Source organism: Romboutsia lituseburensis (assembly GCF_024723825.1).
Classification (GTDB): Bacteria; Bacillota; Clostridia; order Peptostreptococcales; family Peptostreptococcaceae; genus Romboutsia_F; species Romboutsia_F lituseburensis_A.
Genome location: NZ_JANQBQ010000001.1, coordinates 2,810,263 through 2,830,587 on the forward strand (window position 1 = coordinate 2,810,263; position 20,325 = coordinate 2,830,587).

The 20,325-nt window shown below is 26.6% G+C and carries 17 protein-coding genes; 16 read left to right on the forward strand and 1 reads right to left on the reverse strand.

The window, feature by feature from the left end:
- The first annotated feature begins 17 nt into the window (after positions 1 to 17).
- From NWE74_RS13750 to NWE74_RS13775, 6 genes are all read left to right on the forward strand, one after another.
- On the forward strand, positions 18 to 1,151 hold the full coding sequence (locus NWE74_RS13750) for a deaminase domain-containing protein (RefSeq protein WP_258243563.1): 1,134 nt from the start codon (positions 18 to 20) through the stop codon (positions 1,149 to 1,151).
- 281 nt (positions 1,152 to 1,432) lie between these two features.
- Positions 1,433 to 2,680, forward strand: coding sequence for a DEAD/DEAH box helicase (locus NWE74_RS13755; RefSeq protein WP_258243564.1), 1,248 nt, complete (start codon positions 1,433 to 1,435; stop codon positions 2,678 to 2,680).
- Positions 2,681 to 4,126, forward strand: a complete 1,446-nt coding sequence (locus tag NWE74_RS13760; protein ID WP_258243565.1) for a DEAD/DEAH box helicase — start codon at positions 2,681 to 2,683, stop codon at positions 4,124 to 4,126.
- Positions 4,127 to 4,718: 592 nt separating this feature from the next.
- A complete protein-coding gene (locus NWE74_RS13765; RefSeq protein ID WP_258243566.1) occupies positions 4,719 to 5,885 on the forward strand; it encodes an iron-containing alcohol dehydrogenase in 1,167 nt (388 codons plus the stop codon).
- Between the two features lie 50 nt (positions 5,886 to 5,935).
- The gene (locus NWE74_RS13770) at positions 5,936 to 6,772 is read left to right on the forward strand and encodes an NAD(+)/NADH kinase (protein ID WP_258243567.1); all 837 of its coding nucleotides are present in this window, start codon (positions 5,936 to 5,938) and stop codon (positions 6,770 to 6,772) included.
- Positions 6,773 to 6,796: 24 nt separating this feature from the next.
- Complete coding sequence (locus NWE74_RS13775) at positions 6,797 to 8,038, forward strand: NAD(P)-dependent oxidoreductase (protein ID WP_258243568.1); 1,242 nt, start codon at positions 6,797 to 6,799, stop codon at positions 8,036 to 8,038.
- A gap of 190 nt (positions 8,039 to 8,228) precedes the next feature.
- Here NWE74_RS13775 and NWE74_RS13780 read toward each other — a convergent pair whose 3' ends face one another.
- Positions 8,229 to 8,579, reverse strand: a complete 351-nt coding sequence (locus NWE74_RS13780; RefSeq protein ID WP_309137286.1) for a helix-turn-helix domain-containing protein — start codon at positions 8,577 to 8,579, stop codon at positions 8,229 to 8,231.
- Between the two features lie 99 nt (positions 8,580 to 8,678).
- Between NWE74_RS13780 and NWE74_RS13785 the strand changes: the two genes are divergently transcribed.
- The 10 genes from NWE74_RS13785 (at position 8,679) to NWE74_RS13830 (ending at position 20,130) form a co-directional block, all read left to right on the forward strand.
- A complete protein-coding gene (locus tag NWE74_RS13785) occupies positions 8,679 to 9,359 on the forward strand; it encodes a YczE/YyaS/YitT family protein (protein ID WP_258243570.1) in 681 nt (226 codons plus the stop codon).
- Positions 9,360 to 9,646: 287 nt separating this feature from the next.
- Positions 9,647 to 10,057: a peptide deformylase gene (locus tag NWE74_RS13790; protein ID WP_258243571.1), complete on the forward strand. Its 411-nt coding sequence runs from the start codon at positions 9,647 to 9,649 to the stop codon at positions 10,055 to 10,057.
- Between the two features lie 31 nt (positions 10,058 to 10,088).
- Complete coding sequence (locus tag NWE74_RS13795; RefSeq protein ID WP_258243572.1) at positions 10,089 to 10,799, forward strand: LytR/AlgR family response regulator transcription factor; 711 nt, start codon at positions 10,089 to 10,091, stop codon at positions 10,797 to 10,799.
- Positions 10,793 to 12,136, forward strand: a complete 1,344-nt coding sequence (locus tag NWE74_RS13800; RefSeq protein WP_258243573.1) for a sensor histidine kinase — start codon at positions 10,793 to 10,795, stop codon at positions 12,134 to 12,136. Before NWE74_RS13795 ends, NWE74_RS13800 begins: the two co-directional genes overlap by 7 nt.
- Before the next feature lie 158 nt (positions 12,137 to 12,294).
- A complete protein-coding gene (locus NWE74_RS13805) occupies positions 12,295 to 14,856 on the forward strand; it encodes an ABC transporter permease (protein WP_258243574.1) in 2,562 nt (853 codons plus the stop codon).
- Between the two features lie 43 nt (positions 14,857 to 14,899).
- Positions 14,900 to 15,562, forward strand: coding sequence for an ABC transporter ATP-binding protein (locus tag NWE74_RS13810; RefSeq protein WP_258243575.1), 663 nt, complete (start codon positions 14,900 to 14,902; stop codon positions 15,560 to 15,562).
- A 342-nt stretch (positions 15,563 to 15,904) separates the two neighbouring features.
- Positions 15,905 to 17,095 (forward strand): D-alanyl-lipoteichoic acid biosynthesis protein DltD, encoded by a 1,191-nt coding sequence (gene dltD / locus NWE74_RS13815; protein ID WP_258243576.1) that lies wholly within the window; start codon positions 15,905 to 15,907, stop codon positions 17,093 to 17,095.
- 121 nt (positions 17,096 to 17,216) lie between these two features.
- On the forward strand, positions 17,217 to 18,731 hold the full coding sequence (gene dltA, locus NWE74_RS13820) for a D-alanine--poly(phosphoribitol) ligase subunit DltA (protein ID WP_258243577.1): 1,515 nt from the start codon (positions 17,217 to 17,219) through the stop codon (positions 18,729 to 18,731).
- Positions 18,731 to 19,879 (forward strand): D-alanyl-lipoteichoic acid biosynthesis protein DltB, encoded by a 1,149-nt coding sequence (gene dltB, locus NWE74_RS13825; RefSeq protein WP_258243578.1) that lies wholly within the window; start codon positions 18,731 to 18,733, stop codon positions 19,877 to 19,879. Before dltA ends, dltB begins: the two co-directional genes overlap by 1 nt.
- A gap of 17 nt (positions 19,880 to 19,896) precedes the next feature.
- Positions 19,897 to 20,130, forward strand: a complete 234-nt coding sequence (locus tag NWE74_RS13830) for a phosphopantetheine-binding protein (RefSeq protein WP_258243579.1) — start codon at positions 19,897 to 19,899, stop codon at positions 20,128 to 20,130.
- The last annotated feature ends 195 nt before the right edge of the window (positions 20,131 to 20,325 follow it).

The following is a 20,325-nucleotide window of genomic DNA, read 5'->3' on the forward strand; positions in this document are numbered from 1 at the left end:
AAAAACAAGAGGTATTTATGACGGAAATTTGTAACACATCAAATAATAGAAAAAAACAAAGATTAAAAATTAATAATATAAATGATCTTAAAGATGCATTAAGAAAAGAAGGATACAAAGAAATTAATTTAGAAGATATCAACTTTAAAGAAAATATAGCTAAAATTTTTAAAATAGATAATCCAGTAATAGACATTATGTATGAGTCTCTAAATAACAATGATATTACTTACAGAGCAGATAATGCTAATAATTTTATAGAGTATATGAAAAATATAAAATTATTTCAAAATGAGCACATTAAATTAAGTAAAAAGATAAATAAAATAAGAAAATTAAACATATCTAGAGTTGAGTATGAAAGAATTGTAAGTACCCAAGACAATGTTGATCATATGTTAAATGATATAGAAAAAATAAAAATTATCGTATCTAAAAAAATAAATCCAAAAGATATTTATAAACTAGAAAATTTAGAAAAACAATTAGACAAAGATTATATTTATGCAAAAGATATTGAACTTCTAAAAAAGATGATTGGTACTGGAAGAGGAAATAAAATAGAAGTGTATAATCACGACACTAAAACTAAAACAATATCAATAGAGATACCTGATGAGATGAATTATGAATATATTCCAGCTAAGCTAGGTAGTATAGAATATCATAATCATATAAAAAATAATATACCTAGAATGAAACGATTAAGAAGAAATATCCATAAATACATGGTAGTCAATGAAGAGGACAATCAAATATTTAATATAAATCAAACTAAAACTCTACAAGACACAATAAATATTGCAATAGCCATATATGATAATAAAGAATTCAAGGCAATAAGTGGGAGCAATGATGTAGCTGAATTTTGTACAGCACCAAAAGACAAGGATGCGAATTTTAAAAGTAGCAAGGTTAATAAGTTAGGAAAGTTAGGAATAGGATATAATCGAGTAAATGATAGTGAAAAAAAGATATTTGAAGAAATTCATAATCAAATAGAATCGGGAAAAATTAAAGATTATGGAAATCTTACATTGTATAGTAAGTGGGAGCCATGTCCAAGTTGTTATCATGTGATTAGCCAGTTTTGTGAAAAGCATAAAAATATAAATGTACAGGTTAAATATAGCAAAGAATATGGAGAATAAAAACTAAATACTTAAGTGGCAAATAATAAATATATCCTTATTTAAAAAAATATAGTGTATAATATAAAAGATAAGCACTTTTATGTTTAGAGATTAACTGGCATTAAAAGTGTTTATTTTTACGTATAAGGAAATTATGAGTATATTATAATTACGAATAAGTAGATTAAGCAAAGCTAAATTTTGAACAACGTACAAAGTCATTGCCAACATGAGCAAGGCGACTTTTTATTTTGTAAATAATTTAGATTAATATAAAAGGAAGCAAAAAGGAGAAATAAATGCAATTTACAGACTTAGATATAATTAGACCAATACAAAAGGCATTAAAAGAAGAGGGATATTCAAATCCTACACCAATACAAGCAAAATCAATAACACCATTATTAGAAGGTAGAGATTTATTAGGATGTGCACAGACAGGTACAGGTAAAACTGCATCATTTGCAATACCTATAATACAACAAATATATAATGATAAAAAATCATTAAAAGGCAAAAGAACTATAAAAGCAGTTATACTAGCGCCAACAAGAGAATTAGCAATACAAATACAAGAAAACTTTAACGCTTATGCAAGGCATACAAATATAAAAAGTTTAGTTATATTTGGAGGAGTATCTCAAAATCCTCAGACTAAAGCATTAAAAGAAGGAGTAGATATATTAATAGCAACTCCTGGTAGAATGCTTGATTTATATAATCAAAAATTCTTGAAATTAAATGATGTTAAACATTTTGTTTTAGATGAAGCAGATAGTATGTTAGATATGGGTATGATACATGATGTAAAAAGAATAATTAGTTATCTGCCAAAAGTTAGACAAAATATATTCTTCTCAGCTACTATGCCAAAAGAGATATCAAAACTAGCAGATTCAATATTTAAAAATCCAGTTAAGGTAGAGGTTGCACCAGTATCATCAACAACTGAGATGGTTGAACAAAATATTTATTTTGTAAGTAAAAAACAAAAAACTAACTTACTTATAGAATTATTAAAAAATAACCCAAAAGAATCTGTACTTGTATTTTCAAGAACAAAGCATGGGGCAAATAAAATAACTAGAGATTTAATGGAATCATCAATAAGTGCAGCTGCAATACATGGTAATAAATCTCAAAATGCGAGACAGTTAGCATTAAATAGTTTTAAAGAAGGTAAAATTAGAGTATTGGTAGCGACTGATATAGCAGCAAGAGGAATTGATATTGATGAATTACCATATGTAATAAATTATGATTTACCAGAAGTTGCGGAGACTTATGTTCATAGAATTGGTAGAACCGGAAGAGCTGGAAGAACTGGTAGAGCAACAGCATTTTGTTCAATGGAAGAAAGAGACCTTTATAAGGCTATAGAAAAACTTATAAATAAAAAAATTGAAGTTGTAGGAAAACATAGTTTTGTATCTAGTGCAGAGGATATAACTGTAGCACCTAAAAGAAACAATAGAGGGAATAGAAAACCTAACAGTAATAGATCTAATAACAAAAATACTACAAAGCCAAAAAGGAAGACAACATAAATGACAAAAACAAATTTTAAAGATTACAAGCTAAGCAATGAAATATTAAAATCTCTTGATATGCTAAACTATAAATCACCAACAAAAGTTCAACAAGAAGTAATACCAGTTGCATTAGAAAATAAAGATATACTAGTAAAATCACAAACGGGAAGTGGAAAAACAGCAACATTTGCAATACCACTATGTGAACTAGTTGATTGGGAAGAGAACAAACCACAAGCACTAATACTTACACCGACAAGAGAACTTGCAATACAAGTTAAGGAAGATGTATTTAATATAGGTAGATTTAAAAGAATAAAAGTACTAGCTTTATATGGTAAATCATCTTTTGAACTACAAGCAAAAGAGTTAAAACAAAAAACTCATATAGTAGTTGGAACACCTGGTAGGACAATAGACCATATTAAAGAAGGAAATTTTGTAACGGATAATATAAAATATCTTGTATTAGATGAAGCAGATGAAATGCTTAGTATGGGATTTTTAGAACAAGTAGAAGAGATAATATCAGCACTACCTGTTGAACGTGTGACTATGTTATTTTCAGCAACTATGCCAGAAGATATATATGCGTTATCACAAAAATACATGAAAGACCATGTTACAATAGAGATCAAAGCAAAAACTTTAACAGTAGATAGAATACAACAAGATGGATATAGAGTAGAAGAAACAGGTAAGTTAAATTTATTAAAAGATGTAACTACAGTAGAAAATCCAGATAGTTGTGTGATTTTCTGTAACACTCAAGCTAAAGTAGAATCTCTGTACAACGAGTTAACAAAACTTAAATATCCATGTGACAAAATACATGGTGGTATGGAACAAGATGAAAGAATTAAAGTAATGAATAGTTTTAAAAAAGGATACTTTAGATACTTAATAGCAACAGATGTAGCTGCTAGAGGTATAGATATAGACAACATCACTCATGTAATAAATTATGATGTACCTGTATTAAGAGAAAATTATGTTCATAGAATCGGAAGAACAGGTCGTGCAGGTAAAGAAGGTAGAGCGATTACTTTTGTTATGAGATCTGATGAAAGACGTATCTTTGAAATACATTCATACACAGGCAAAGAATTAACAATAAAAATGAAACCAAGCAAAAGACTTGTTATGAGCTTAAAGCCTGAATTTGATAAAAAGTTAGAGCAAAGACAAAAGCTTAAAGAAGATAAAGGTGCAAATTTAAGTCAAGAAATCATGAAGTTACACATAAATGCGGGTAAAAAAACTAAGATGAGACCTGTTGATATAGTTGGTACACTTTGTAGCATAGAAGGTATGACTGCACAGGACATTGGTGTTATAAGTGTACTTGATGTATCTACTTATGTTGAGGTTCTAAATAATAAAGGTGAAATGGTACTAAAAGAACTACAAACAAAAAATATAAAAGGTAGGCCACGAAAAGTAACTAAAGCAGAAATGTAATATAGAGGATAAATTAAGGATGTTTATTATTGTATTTTTTTGATATCATACTATAGATTTAAAACTATTAAACACATTGATGAATTTGAACTGCACCCTTCGTGTGGAACAATATAAAACAACCTATGCTCCCTTTTTCCTGTATTTTATAGGAGAAAGGGAGATTTATTTTTTATTCCTAGTTTATTCATAACTTCTTTTGTAGTGCTACCATTTAATTTCATATCTATAGCTTTCCGTTTTATTTCTGGTGAATAGTGTACTCTTGTGCTCATAATAAAATAACCTACTTTTGCATTAAAATAAAGTTCTTTTCATAACGCTTAAATGATTTGATTACCATCAAAATACCTCCTAAAAATATTTCTGTATCTTTGTGACTTTATTGTATAAATTTAACCTTAAACAAATCTTAAAAATAAAATAAACTTAGTTAAATTAAAAAATTTCTATAAATATAATATTTGTAATTACATAAATACTACCTTTTAGTGTGTGCCACACCGAAAAGTGCCTTCTTTTTTTTTGCATGTAAGCTATATATACTAATAAATGTAATCAACAACAAATTAAAAAAACAGGAGGAACAAATATGAATAGATTTACAATACCAAGAGACTTATACTTTGGAGATGATGCAATAGACTATCTAAAAAATGCAAAAGGTACTAAAGCAATGCTTGTTATAGGTTCAGAAAGATTAATAAAAGATGGAACAGTTCCTAAAATACAAGAAAACTTAAAAGAAGCTAATATTGAGACAATAGTTTTTACAGGAGTTGAAAATGACCCTTCAGTTGCTACTGTAAGAAAAGGTGTTGAAATGATGAATGAATTCAACCCAGATTTAATAATAGGAATCGGTGGAGGTTCTCCAATAGATGCAGCAAAAGCTATGTGGATATTCTATGAATACCCAGAGTTTACTTTTGAAGAAGCAGCAAAACCATTTAACTTGCCAGAACTTAGACAAAAAGCTCATTTCATAGCAATACCAACTACAAGTGGAACTGCGACAGAAGTAACTTCATTCTCAGTAATAACAGATAATGAAACAGGAGTAAAATACCCAATAGCGGATTATAATATAACACCAGATATAGCTATAGTAGATACTAACTTAGTTCAAACTATGCCTAAAACGTTAGTAGCAAATACTGGTATGGATGCTTTAACACATGCAATAGAAGCTTATGTATCTAATGCTAGAAATCCAATAACAGATGCTTTAGCTATGAAATCAATAGAAATGATTTATGACAACTTAGCTAATTCTTTCAACGGTGAAGACCAAGCAAGAAAAGATATGCACATAGCACAAAACTTAGCAGGTATGGCATTCTCAAATGCAATACTAGGTATAGTTCACTCTATGTCACATAAAACAGGTAAGATATTTGATATACCTCATGGCTTAGCAAATGCTATATACTTATCTGCTGCAATACAATTTAATGCTAAAACAGCAAAAGATGCATATGCAGATATAGCTAGAAGATTAGGATTATCTGGAAATACAGAAGATGAATTAGTTAACTCATTAGTAAATGTTGTAAAACAATTCAGAAAAGATATGGGAATGGCTAATTCATTAAAAGAATTTGGTTTATCAGAAGAAATATTTAATAAAAACTTACAATCTATATCAGAAACAGCAGTGGCTGATCCATGTACAGGTACAAATCCAAGAGAGATATCAGTAGAAGAAATGAAAGAATTATTTAAAGCAGTTTACTATGGAGAAGATGTAAACTTCTAATAAAGATATAACTATTAATTGAAATAAGCCACCTATGAAAATAGGGGGCTTTGTTTCAATTAAAAATAGAAAGGACAGGAACTATAGTGAATAGGATAGTAACAATAAAATCAAATGATATAGAGAAATCTATAAAAACTAAAAAAATTTTAAGTGAAAATTTAATAAAAAGAGGATTTAAAGTTATTGATTACCTTCATGAAAAAACAGAACTAATTATTTCTATAGGTGGAGATGGTTCTTTCCTAAAAATAGTTAATACACTTGAATTTACAGATAAATTATTTGTAGGAATAAACACAGGTCATCTTGGATTTTTTACTGATGTTACTGTAGAAGAAATAGATAAATTTATAGATTTATATATATCTAAAAGTTATATTGTACAAAGTTTACCTATTCTTAACACTAAAATAATTACAGAATATAGAGAAGTAAATATTTATACAATAAATGAAGTGGTTATAAAGTGTGATAAATCAAAAGTCATTCATGCAAATATAAATATAGATGGAAATAAGATTCAAAAAATAAGTGGAGATGGAATTATAATATCAACTCCAACAGGATCAACAGCTCACAACTACTCAGCTAGAGGGAGTATTGTAGATCCTAGTATGAACGTAATACAGTTAACTTCAATTAACCATTTAAACACCAATGTATATAGAAGTTTTAGTTCAAGTATATTATTTTCTTTTCAATCTGAGCTAGAAGTAGTACCTGAATATAGTTTTGAAAAATCGATGTTAATAGTAGTAGATGGAGTAGAGTATAAATTTGAAAGAGTAATAAAAATAAAAACACAGATGACTAATCAAAAAATAAATTTATTTAGAATGCCAAATTATAATTTTTGGAGTAGAGTTTCAAGTAAATTTTTATAAATTTTTCAACTAAGGTGGTGTAAAATGAAAGAACTAATAAACAAGGCAAATCAATGTTTACTATGTAAAAATCCAAGATGTAAACAAAATTGTCCTATAAATACGGATATTCCAACTATTATCAGTTTATATAAGGATGGAAAAATAAAAGAAGCAGGAGAAATTTTATTTGATAATAATCCATTATCTGCAATATGTGGCATAGTATGTCCTCATGAAAATCAATGCTTAGGTAATTGTGTAAAAGGAATAAAAGGAGAACCTGTAGAGTTTTATAAAATAGAAAAAGAAATATCAACTGAGTTTTTAAAAGGTGGAAAGTTAGTACAGACAAATAAAAATAATAAAAAAGTTGCTGTTGTAGGTTCAGGTCCAGCAGGGCTTACTATCTCTGTAGAACTTATAAAAAAAGGTTATGATGTGACCGTTTTTGAAAAAAACGAAAAACTAGGTGGAATTCTTAGATATGGTATCCCTGAATTTAGATTGGATAGAGATATAATAGATAATTTAATAAATTTATTAAAAAAAGCTGGAGTTAAATTTAAAGTAAATACTTCAATAGGTCAGGTTATAACTATAGATAAATTATTTGAAGATGGATATGATGCTGTATTTATAGGTACAGGAGTGTGGAACCCAAAGAGGTTAAATATAAAAGGAGAAACTCTAGGAAACTCTTATTATGCAATAAATTACTTAAAATCTCCAAAGAAGTATGATCTAGGTGAAAAGGTAGTTATAATAGGGGCAGGAAATGTTGCTATGGATGCAGCAAGAAGTGCAAAATATTATGGAGCAAAAGAAGTTCATGTAGTTTATAGAAGAGATTTTTCAGATATGGCTGCAACTAAGGTAGAAATAATGGATGCATTAGAAGAAGGTGTAGAGTTTTTAACATATAAAGCTCCAGTTGAAATATATGAAAATGGAATTGTGCTTGCAGATACAAAAAAGATTGCTAATGAAGATGGAAATAACTCTGTAATTAAGGTAGAAAATAGCGAAAGCTTATTTGAATGCGATTCTATATTAATTGCAGTTAGCCAGATACCGAGAAATACTATTATTTCAAATAATGAAAGTGTAAAAGCAAATGATAAAGGTCTTATTATAATAGACAGAGAAGGAAATACATCGAGAGAAGGAGTATTTTCTAGTGGAGATGTTACTCATGGACCTAAAACTGTTATAGAAGCAGTAGTTTCATCTAAAAAAGTTGCAAATTCTATAGATAATTATTTAAAATCAAAGAGAAATAATTAAAATAAATTTTTTATAAAATAGCAGTTAAGTTATTATAAATCAAATATTTTAAGACTTAGATTTATAAAATTTATAATATCTAATTTTTTTGATACAGTAGGAATTTTAAGGTCAGTTCTAATAGGGGGAAATTTTGACTATAATAGTATTTGGTCTGTATAATAAAAATAGAAGGTAGATCCTTCTATTTTTATTTAGAGAATTCATTAACAAATTCTTTACCCCAAATATCCATTTGATTTAATATAGGTAATAATTTTTCACCTAAATCAGTAAGTGAATATTCAACCATAGGGGGAACTTGATTATAGATTTTTCTATTTATAAGAAGATTTTTTTCTAAAAATCTTAGTTGTTGAGTTAACATCTTTTGGCTTATATCTGGTATTATGGTTCTAAATTCATTATATCGAATAACTTTGTGAATACCTAAGTTCCACAATATAAGGGATTTCCATTTACCACCTATAACTTCAAGTGTAACCTCAATTTCACATCTATAATGGCTACAACTAACCTTATTTGTTCTATCTACAGGCAAAAAATCACATCCTAACATTATATATATATTATTTTACCATGAATTATAAATAATAATCAAAATTTATATTATATATAAATTTAGAGAAAGAAGGTTAATATGAAAACTAAATTATTTAAACTTACTAAATTATTAATTGGATTTATACTTTGTGCAGCAGGAATAGTGTTAACTATAAATGCTAAACTAGGTTTATCTCCTTGGGATGTATTACACGAAGGAATATCTAAAACGGCAGGGATTACTATGGGAAATGCAAACATATTAGTCAGTACCATAGTACTAGCCTTAAATGTATTTTGGGGTGAAAATTTAGGATGGGGAACTATACTTAATATGATTATTATCGGAAGACTTATAGATATAATTATGTTAAATCGTTTAATACCTGTTGCAAATAATTTTATATCCGGAATTTTAATGTTAATTATAGGTATGCTTTTACTAAGTATAGGATGTTATTTATATATTGGAGTAGGATTAGGTAGTGGAGCTAGAGATGGTATGATGGTTGCACTTCAAAAAAAAAGTGGTAAACCAATTAGAATAGTGAGAGGTTTTTTAGAAATAGGAGTAGTTATTATCGGAGTTTTACTAGGAGGAACTATTGGAATAGGAACAATTATAACTAGCATAGGGTTAGGATACTGTATGCAGTTTATTTTTAAAGCATTTAATTTTAATGTAGTTGATGTGAATCATAGATATATAAAAGAAGATATAAAAAATTTAAATTCATTTTTTTATAAGAAGACTGATAAAATTAAAGTTTCTAAATAAAGTTTTTGATTTGCATATTAAAATAAATCATTGTATTTGATAATTATTTATTAAAAATATAGGGTGTATATTAGATTAAACAAAAAATTATGTTATTGATGCATGTATTTATATTATTAGAGTTAATGCTAATTATGATGTGGCTACTGTACTTAAGAATAATACTTTGATAAAATTTAAAATATCTATTAGTTTACTAAAATAAGTAGACTATAAATACAGTGCATTACAAGATAGAATTTAAATTGATATGAATTTATATAAAGAATAGAAGGGTTAGATAAATAATGATAAAAGAAATTGTAAAAGATGTATTATTTTTAGAACAAAAATCAGAATTAGCAACAAAGGATGATATAGAAGTTATCAATGATTTAATAGATACACTAGAGGCAAATTTAGAACATTGTGTAGGGCTAGCAGCTAATATGATAGGAGTAAAAAAGCGCATACTAGTATTTAGTGTAGGTAATATGATAGTTCCTATGGTAAATCCAGTTATACTAAAAAAAGAGAAACCTTACGAGGCTGAAGAGTGTTGTTTATCTTTAATTGGTTCTAGAAAAACAACAAGATATGAAACAATAGAAGTAGAATATTTAGATAAAAATTTCAATAAGCATAAACAAATATTTACAGGATTTACTGCACAGATTATACAGCATGAAGTAGATCATTTTGAAGGTATAATAATCTAATAAAAGTTTATCTAATGGGGATGAGGAATTAGTGATAAAAATAGCAATTTGTGAAGATGAAAAAGAGCAACAAGAATTATTAAAAAATTATATTGAAAAAATATTTGAAGGATTATCTATAAAATATAGCTTAGATATATTTAATTCCGGTGAAGAATTGCTTGAAAATTATTCAAAATATATTGATTTAATTTTGTTAGATATACAATTAGGTGAGATCAATGGAATGGATACAGCTAGAAAAATAAGGATTTTAGATAATAACGTAGAAATTATTTTTATTACATCTTTAATAGAATATGCACTAGAAGGTTATGAAGTAAGGGCTTATAGATATTTAGTAAAGCCAGTAAAATATGATGATATAAAAGAAAATATTATAAATTGCATAAAAGAAGTAGAAATAAAAAATAAGTATATTATTATAAAGAAGCAAGGGAATCAAATTAAATTAGACATAAATGAGATTACTTATATAGAAGTACAGAAAGAAACTATAACTATACATACTTTAAATGAAGTTTATAAAATAAGTGGAACTATGAGTAATATTGAAAAAGAAATAGATTGTAGTAGATTTTTTAGATGTCATAAGAGTTTTTTAGTGAATCTAGAACATATAAAAATTATAAAACAGTATGTAGCAATACTTGAAAATAACGAAGAAGTACCTATTAGTAGGTATAGATTTAAAGAAACAAAAGATAAATTTTTTGACTTAATAGAGTATAAGCTATGTTAGGTATTCATAGAGCTTTATGTATTGTAAATATGTTTATATTCATGTTTTGTTTTTTTATGCTAATGAATAAAAGAGGTTATATTTGCAAATGTAAATTGAAAAAAAATATTAAATCCATAGTAATTTTATTATTAATTATATGGTTAGCATTAAGGGGGATACCTTTTGGATTTGTAGTACTAGAAGTTTTTATCAACGCAGCATTAGTACTAACTTTAATCTGCAAATGCATTTATGAAATTGATATAAAAAAGTCTATAATTAATTCTTTAATATACAGTTTAGTATATATATTGATAGAGTGTAGCATTTATTGGTTTTTGTTTATGACGTTTACTTATATAGGTAATTATATATATGTATTTAATCTTGGAATAAATTTTTTAATTATTTTTCTAGGTATATATTTTCTTGAGAAGGTACAAAAAATATACAATGATAATAAATATTTAGTATATGTAAGTTTAACTATAGCAGTTAATATATTTATAATTGTAATTATAAACATCTCAACTTCACAATCTCATGATTTATATAGAATAGTAATAAACAATAACATTGAATATAATAATATTTTATATATGAGTAAGATATCTAGTTTTATAGAACATGTATTTCCTTATATTTTAGCTATAATAAATACAATATTAATATTTATTTTTGTGAATTCTATAAAATCAGAAAAAGAAAAAGCAAAATTGGAACTTGTAAATGAAAAATTAGATATGCAGTATAAATATTATTTAATGGTAAAAGAATCACAAGAAAAAATGAGACAAGTATATCATGATATGAATAATCATATGAATAATATAAAATCATTAAAAAATAGTAGTGAAGATGTAAATGCATATATTAATAATATAGAATATGAAGTAAAAAATAATAAAAATATTTATAATACAGGAAATGCACTGTTAGATATTATATTATATGAAAAGAGTAAATGCTGCATGGAAAATAATATAGATTTTAATGCAGGCATAGATTTTAGTAATTGTGAATTTATAGATATGATTGACATAAGTAGTATATTTTCAAATTTAATAGATAATGCAATAGAAGCATGCAATAAAATTGATGAAGATAATATAGATAAATATATAACTATAAAAAGTACTTTTATAAAGGGGTACTATGTAGTTAGATGTGAAAACAGCAAGACAAATGAGCTAATAATAAAAAATAATAAGATTTTTACTTCTAAAAAAGATAAGTTCCTTCATGGGATAGGTTTAGACAGTATAAAATCTTCAATAAAAAAATACAATGGAGAATTAAAAATTAAGGATAGTGAGTCTAAGTTTATAGCTACTATTCATATACCAGTTGAGTGAAATTTAATAGATATATTCGTTTAATATGATAGTTGTCGGTAAAAAAAGACCACTTGTCGGACTTATATTGAACCAAAATTTTAGAAATGTTACCTTTTATCCGAAGAAGGTAGCATTTTTTTGTGCTAGGATTAATACAAGAATGAGGGGGTAAAGTTTTGAGTACATTTAAATTAGCAATATCTTATATGAAAAAGCAAAAAGGAAAAACAATAGCATTATTATCAAGTATTGTACTTTCAGTAATGCTTATTTTTTCTATGACTGTAATTAGGGATTCAGGATATGATTCTCAAATAAAAGAGATGAAGGATTTACATGGTGACTATCATGTAGAGTTTAATTCACTTAGTAAAAATCAAATACAAAATTTAAAAAAGGAAAAAGATATATCAAAGTCGAGTATATCAAAAGAATTATGCAAAATAGTAGATAAAAAAAGTGGAGTTAATCTTGATTTAAATTCATTTGATAAAGGTTTTATAAGTTCTTTAGGATATAAGATATATGGAAGAGAACCGATAAAAGACGGAGAAATAGTCATAGAAAAAGAAGCTGCAAGTCAGATGGGGATATCTAACCCCTTAAATAAAAATATAGACTTAATGCTTTTGAACAACTATATGGATGATAATGAAATTAACTCTATAGACAGTGCAAATAAAACATTTAAAATCGTTGGTTTAGTAGAAAAATCAGATAAGTATTATGATATATCTAAGTATGATTGTACATTTAGAGCTTTTGTAAATAATGATTTTAAGATGCCAATAAAACCCAGAGATACGTATACTGGAACTATATATCTTAAATCAGAAAAAGATATACCTCAATTTGTAACGAAAATGATAAAAAAAATAGATACTAATATATTCAATTTGCATGAAAATGCTGAGGTTGATTTGGCAAAATCTCATAAATCGATTTCAAAATACAGCATAGAAAATAGTATAAACTCAATACTTTTAGTAGTTGTATCAACTATTGTAATATACAACATATTTAATATTATTTTTCAGAATATGACTAATCAAGTAGGTCTTATGAGATCTATTGGAATGCCAAAGAAGAAGGTAAAGAACTTATTTATTAGTATGAGCTTTATTTATATAATTTTAGGAACTTTAATAGGAATAATATTTGGAATTATTTTTTCATATGTTGGCTTAAGAGTAGTGTATGGATATAGCTCTATGCTAACAATACAAATGCCTAGCATAATATATTCTTTTGCAGTTTCAATTATATCAGTATCTCTTTCTAGTTTTATAGTAATTAGAAAAGCTATGAAGATGTCTATAATTGAGGCTACGAGGGTAAGCGACAAATATAGAAAAAAATCAAAGAGTAAAAATATAGATAAAAAAAATAAAAATGTACTTATAAATATAGCGACTAGAAATTTATGGAGAAATAAACCTAGAACTATATTGACAATACTCGCAATTACTTTTGTTGGAACAATGTTTATATTAAATTTAGGTGTTAAAAGCTTTATAAAATATAATATGGAAGAAGGAATAACTGGTGGTTCATGGTCCATGTCATATGGTAGTGTAGATAAAACTGTTGAGGGTAATAATCAAAATTCAGAATATCTATTTTATAAATTAGATAATGATTTAATACACAAAATTAATAATATGAAAAACGTAAGATATGTAGAACCACATTTTAATAATCCTTATGGTCAGATTATACTTTCTAAAGATAAGTTATCAAAGGCTTATCAAAATGAATTAAACAGAAAAAAGTCGCTTTATCAAGTTGAATATAACAATGAGTATCCACTTTTAATAAGAGGATATAGTGATGATATGTTAAAGAAAAGACAAGAATTTATTGAAAAAGGGGAAAATATTATAAAGCCTACATCAGGTGAGTACAAGAAAATAATCTTAGTTAACAATACAAATTCACAGGTTACAAACACTTTTGATGCAAAGATAATTGATAATGTGAAAATAGGAGACATTATAGAAATAAAACTCCCTGTATATAAAGATGACATTGAAAAATATGAAAATTTCAAAGTAGAGGTTGGAGCTATCATGAAAGAATCATATGCAGCAGGACAGGATGGTAACATGCAAGCTCAAGGGGCTCAAGTAATATTTAGAGAAGATGACTATAAAGAATTAACAGGTCAAAAAGAGTATAATAAGCTATTTGTAACAGTTGAAAAAGGAAAGTTATATTCTGTAGAACAAAAATTAAAAGAATTAACGAAAAATTATGGAGCTACAGAGATAAATGGAAAAGGAGAAGAGTTAAAATTTATTGGAGCTCAACAAAATTCTGAAGAAAAGCTTTCTATAATATATCAGATTTTGACTTTATTAATACTTTCAGTAAATATCATTTTTATTATGAGAAGTAATATTATTACAAGAAGAAAAGAATTGGCAACTTTAAGGGCAATTGGATTGAGTATAAAAAACATTAAAAAAATCTTAATTATTGAAAGTGAATTATATGGAATAGTCGCTTCTATAATAGGATCTGTGATTGCAACAATTTATCACAACTATGGTATAGCAAGGTCTAACAAAGGTCTTTTAGCAGGAGGATATACTAGGGTTGCAGAATATCAAATTCCTTGGACTCAGATAATTATACTATTTACTATTTTTATCATTATGGGGATTGTTGCAGTATATTTATCTAAAGACAAAATAGAAGGTAATTCAATAACAGAGGGTATTTCAGAAAATTTCTAATAACTTTTAATTAATAATTAAAGCAAACTTGGAGGAGTAAAATATGAAAAAATTAAAGATATCAAATCTAAAAAAGACATACGGAAAAGATGAAAATAAAGTACATGCCTTAGATGGAATAAATTTAGAGATAGAGCCGAATAAATTTACGGCTATAATAGGTCCAAGTGGTTCTGGAAAAAGTACATTGCTTCATTGTATGGCAGGGCTGGATAAACCAACTTCAGGAAATGTTTATCTTGATGATGTGGATATATATACTTTAAATGATGAAAAACTATCAAAGATAAGACGAGACGAATTTGGATTTATATTTCAAAGCTATAATCTAATATCCGTTATAAATGTATATGATAATATAACACTACCAGTTTCTATAGATGGAAAAAAAGAAGAGAAAGAATATATAAATACTTTAATTGAAAAGCTAGGCATATCAAATCAAATTAAAAAATTTCCAAATGAACTTTCAGGAGGACAACAGCAAAGGGTGGCAATAGCTAGAGCACTTGCAAATAAACCTTCTGTGATATTTGCAGATGAACCTACTGGAAATTTAGATTCAAAGACGACAGATGAAGTAATGGATATTTTAAAAGTCTGTGTTAAAGAATTTAATCAAACACTGGTCATGATAACTCATAATAGTGATATTGCAAAAATGGCAGACAAAGTTATAACTATAGCTGATGGGAAGATATTATAAATATATTTTAATAATTACTAAAATAGAAAAATTAAAAGTTATGTAAAGAGATAGTAATGTAACTATCTCTTTTTTATGTAAAATATATTAAAATATTCAATAAATTAGTAAATACGATTAAATAATACAAAATATGACAAAAAAGTAGATAATAAGTATATATTCTTTCGAAATCTTAAGAAATTCTTAACAATATATTAAGAATTTACTGTTACGATATACTGGTGATAAAAAATAAGTTAATGAAAGTAAAAATTTTTTCTATGAACTAGTTAAAATACAATCATTTACGCCTAAAATACGGACGTAAATTAATTATAAATATTTATAGGAGATTTAAATATGAAAAAATCAATTTATTTAATTATGCCATTAGTAGTAGGTGGTATATTTTTATTTGGATTAAATAAATTCCTTGACTCTAAAATTGACTATATGCTTAAAGAAAAAGACTTAATACCAATAATGAATGATGCTTTAAGTGATGTAAAGGATAAGGGAGTTATCGCTAATAACCATTTTTTAAGAAATAAAGATATTATGATGTTAGGATCATCAGAGTTAAGCCACTCAACAAAGCAACATCCAACTTACTATTTTAATACCAGTAGAAGTAAAAATGAGGTTATTACAATAGGTAGAGCATATACTCAAAGCTTACAAGATGCTACTATTTTAGGAAGTTTTGATTCAAGTGTAAAAGATAAGAAAGTTGTCTTATTAGTTTCAATGCAGTGGTTTATGGATAGAGAAGGGGTTACACCCCATCATTACCAAACTAGATTTTCACCAACTCAATTTTATGCCTTTTTAAATAACCCAAGTATTTCAAATGAAAATAAGATAAAGTTTGCTGATAGATCAAGTAAATTATTAGCTGATTCAGAAGATTATAAATCTGAATCTGTATATGCTAAGTTATATAGTTCAGATACATTTTTATCTAATACTGAGAAAGTGTTATTAAAACCTTATTTTGAATTTAGAAAATATATAGTAAGCCTTAAAGAGAAAGGTACAACATTTAAAAAATTACTAATTTTACAGGATAAAAAAGCTCCAGTCAAAAGTAAACCTATAGATTGGAAAAATGAAGAAGAAAAAGCTATAATGGATGCTAAAAAGAGAGTTGGAAATAACGAATTATGTATAGATAAGGGATATTACAGACATAATTTTGGGAAAAATTTACACAAATTAGAAGGTAAATATAAATATGTAAATCTTTTAGAATCAAAAGAGTTTTACGATTACCAATTAAATCTAGATATATGTAATGACTTAGGAATAAAACCTGTAGTTGTATTAATACCAGGTATGGATAAGTTCTATAATATGACAGGAATTTCAACAGAAGAACGACATGAATTTTATGATAAAGCAGGAAACATTGCAAAAGAGCATGGTTTTAAAGTTATAGATCTTAGAGAAAATGAAACTGAGAAATATTACTTGAGAGATGTAATGCACCTGGGGACGAAAGGTTGGGTAGATGTTTGTGAAAAGCTATTTAAAGAATTTAATCAGCAATAAATATTTAATTATGAGTATATGTATTACGATAATAATAATTATGGCTATATTAGTATTTACATTTACGCCATTTAAAGAATTACCATTTATATATAATGAGTTTTAATAAGGAGAAATAGATATGAAAATCATTGAAGGTATAAAAAAATATTCAAATACAGATAGAGTAGCACTAAAATGTAATGAAGAAACTCTTTCATATAAAAATTTAGATAAGTATTCAGAAGCAATTGCATTATATTTAAAAGATATATATGGGGATGAAAATACTCCTATAGTTATATACGGTAACAAAGAAAATATGATAATGGCATGTATGATAGGTGCTTTAAAATCTGGGAGAGCTTATGCTCCATTAGATATAAGTTTCCCAATAGATAGAGTATTTGAAGTTACTAAAGAAATTAAACCAAAAGTATTTTTCAACTTTAGTGAAGAAACTGAATTTGGAGATTTAAATGTTGTAAATGAAGAGAAGCTTAAAGAAATAATCAAAGAGTATGAAGGAAAGACGATATCTAAGGAAAACTGGGTAAAAGAGGATGAAAATGCATATATCCTATTTACATCAGGAAGTACGGGAAAACCAAAAGGAGTACAAATAAGTTCAAACAACTTAGATAGTTTTGTTGATTGGATGAGTCCATATTTAAAAATTGATGGAAGTGAGAAGGTAGTTATGAATCAAGCTGCATACTCATTTGACCTTTCAGTTACATCAATATATCCAGGTTTAGTACATGGAGCTACATTATTTTCTTTATCAAAGAAAGTTTTAGCAGATTATAAAGAATTATTTAATCAATTTGAAAAATCAGATATGACAGTTTGGGTTTCAACTCCATCATTTGCAGGGGTTTGTGTAACGGAAAATAGTTTTAATCAAGAAATGTTACCAAAGCTTGAATCAATGATATTTATAGGTGAAACTTTACCGAAGAGTTTATCTAAAACTTTATTAGAGAGATTTCCAAATACAAGAGTTGTAAATGGATATGGACCAACAGAGGCAACAGTTGGAGTCAGCGTAAATGATATATCACAAGAAATGATAGATGATGAAAAGAGCCTTCCAGTTGGATATCCTATGGAAAACTGTAAGATAAAGATATTAGATGAAAATGGAAAAGAACTTCCAGAAGGTGAAAAAGGTGAAATCATAATAATAGGACCTTCAGTATCTAAAGGATATTTCAATAATAAAGAAAAAACTGATGAAGTATTCTTCTATGATGAGATAGACGGAATTAAGCATAGAGCTTATAGAACTGGAGATAGTGGCTATATATTAGATGGAAATATATATTACTGTGGAAGAAGAGATTTCCAAATAAAATTAAATGGATTTAGAATAGAGATAGAAGACATAGAAAGCAACTTAAGAAAAGTTGAAAATGTAAAAAATGCAGTGGTTATACCTGTTTATAAAAATGAAAAAATTGCTTACTTAAAAGGAATTGTAGAGTTAAAAGAAAGTAGTTCATTAAGTGATATAAAAATTGGAATTGCAATAAAAAAAGAGTTAGGTAAATATATACCTTCATATATGATACCGAGAACTATAAAAACTATAGAGAAGTTCCCTACTAATATAAATGGGAAAATAGATAGAAAGAAACTTATGGAGGAAAATTAATGACTTTTTCACAATATGGAGATTATTTTTACCTTTATATATTACTATTAACTATGATTCCAGCGATAATCTTAGGGTTAAGAGAAAAAAGTATAAAATATTATGGAATGATAGCAACAATATTCATGATATTTTTAATCGTTGGTGTAAATGTTAGCCTTAAGTTCTTAATAGCATTTATAGTAATGGAAGTTGGAGTGATTAAAGGGTATGAGTATGTAAGAAAGAAAACAGATAGTAAACTTATATATAGATTATTTTTAATAGCTTCAATGTCTCCTATTATAATCAATAAAATTTCGCCACTTACATCATTTGGAACTATAGGGTTTATAGGAATTTCGTACTTGAATTTTAGAGCTATCCAAATGGTAATTGAAATTTATGATGGAGCAATAAAAGAAGTAAAAATTTCAACGATGCTTTACTTTATATTATTCTTCCCAACTTTAAGTTCTGGTCCGATTGATAGATCAAGAAGATTTGAAAAAGAGCTAGAAAAGAAAATACCTAGAGATGAATATATAAATGATTATTTAATTCCAGGATTTAAAAAGATATTTATGGGAATTGGATATAAATTTGTAATAGCATTTATGATAAACATATTTTTAATGTCAAGAATACCTTCAAAAGTAAGCTTTACGAGTGTAATTTGTTACATGTACACTTATAGCTTATACTTATTCTTTGACTTTGGAGGATACAGTTTATTTGCGGTAGGTACTAGTTATATATTTGGTATACAAGCACCAGATAACTTTAACAAACCATTTTTAAGTAAAGACATGAAAGAATTCTGGACAAGATGGCATATAAGTCTTTCTAGATGGTTCGGAGATTATATTTTCTCAAGATTTGTAATAGCATCTATGAGAAAGAAAAGATTTAAAAAAAGAGCTACCGCATCTCATGTTGCTCAAATGATTACAATGTTAGTAATGGGTGCATGGCATGGATTAACGTGGTATTATATAGTTTATGGGATATATCAAGGTGTAGTACTTGTACTTACTGATATATATCAAAAGAAATCAAAGTTTTATAAAAAACATAAAAAAGAGAAGTGGTTTGAGATTGTACAAATTGTAGTAACATTCCATATAGCATGTTTTGGATTGTTAATTTTCTCAGGACACTACGCTTAATTTGAGGAGGAGTTAAAATGCAAGAAGCAGTTATATCAATTTTTGAAGATGTTTTAGATTGTGATGAAATAAAAGAGGATTTAGATTTAGATTTATTTGAAGCAGAACTTTTAGACTCATTAGCAATAATAGAGGTTTTACTTGAGATAGAAGAAAGATTAGGAATAGTACTTCAACCTACAGATTTAGAAAGAAGCGACATGGCTACAGTAAATAATTTAACTAAGTTTTTAGAAAGTAGAAAAAAATAAATATTTTTATGTAATATATAATTTAGTTATAGATATGATTTTTAATAATCATATAAAACTATTTAAAATGAACATGACTTTAGAGTGAAATCTAACTTACTAGATCCTTTATATTTTCAAATTGATGTATGGATCATGAGTGAGTTAGATTTTTTTAATATAAGCTTGAATTTTATAAGTTTAAGAGGAGTTTAG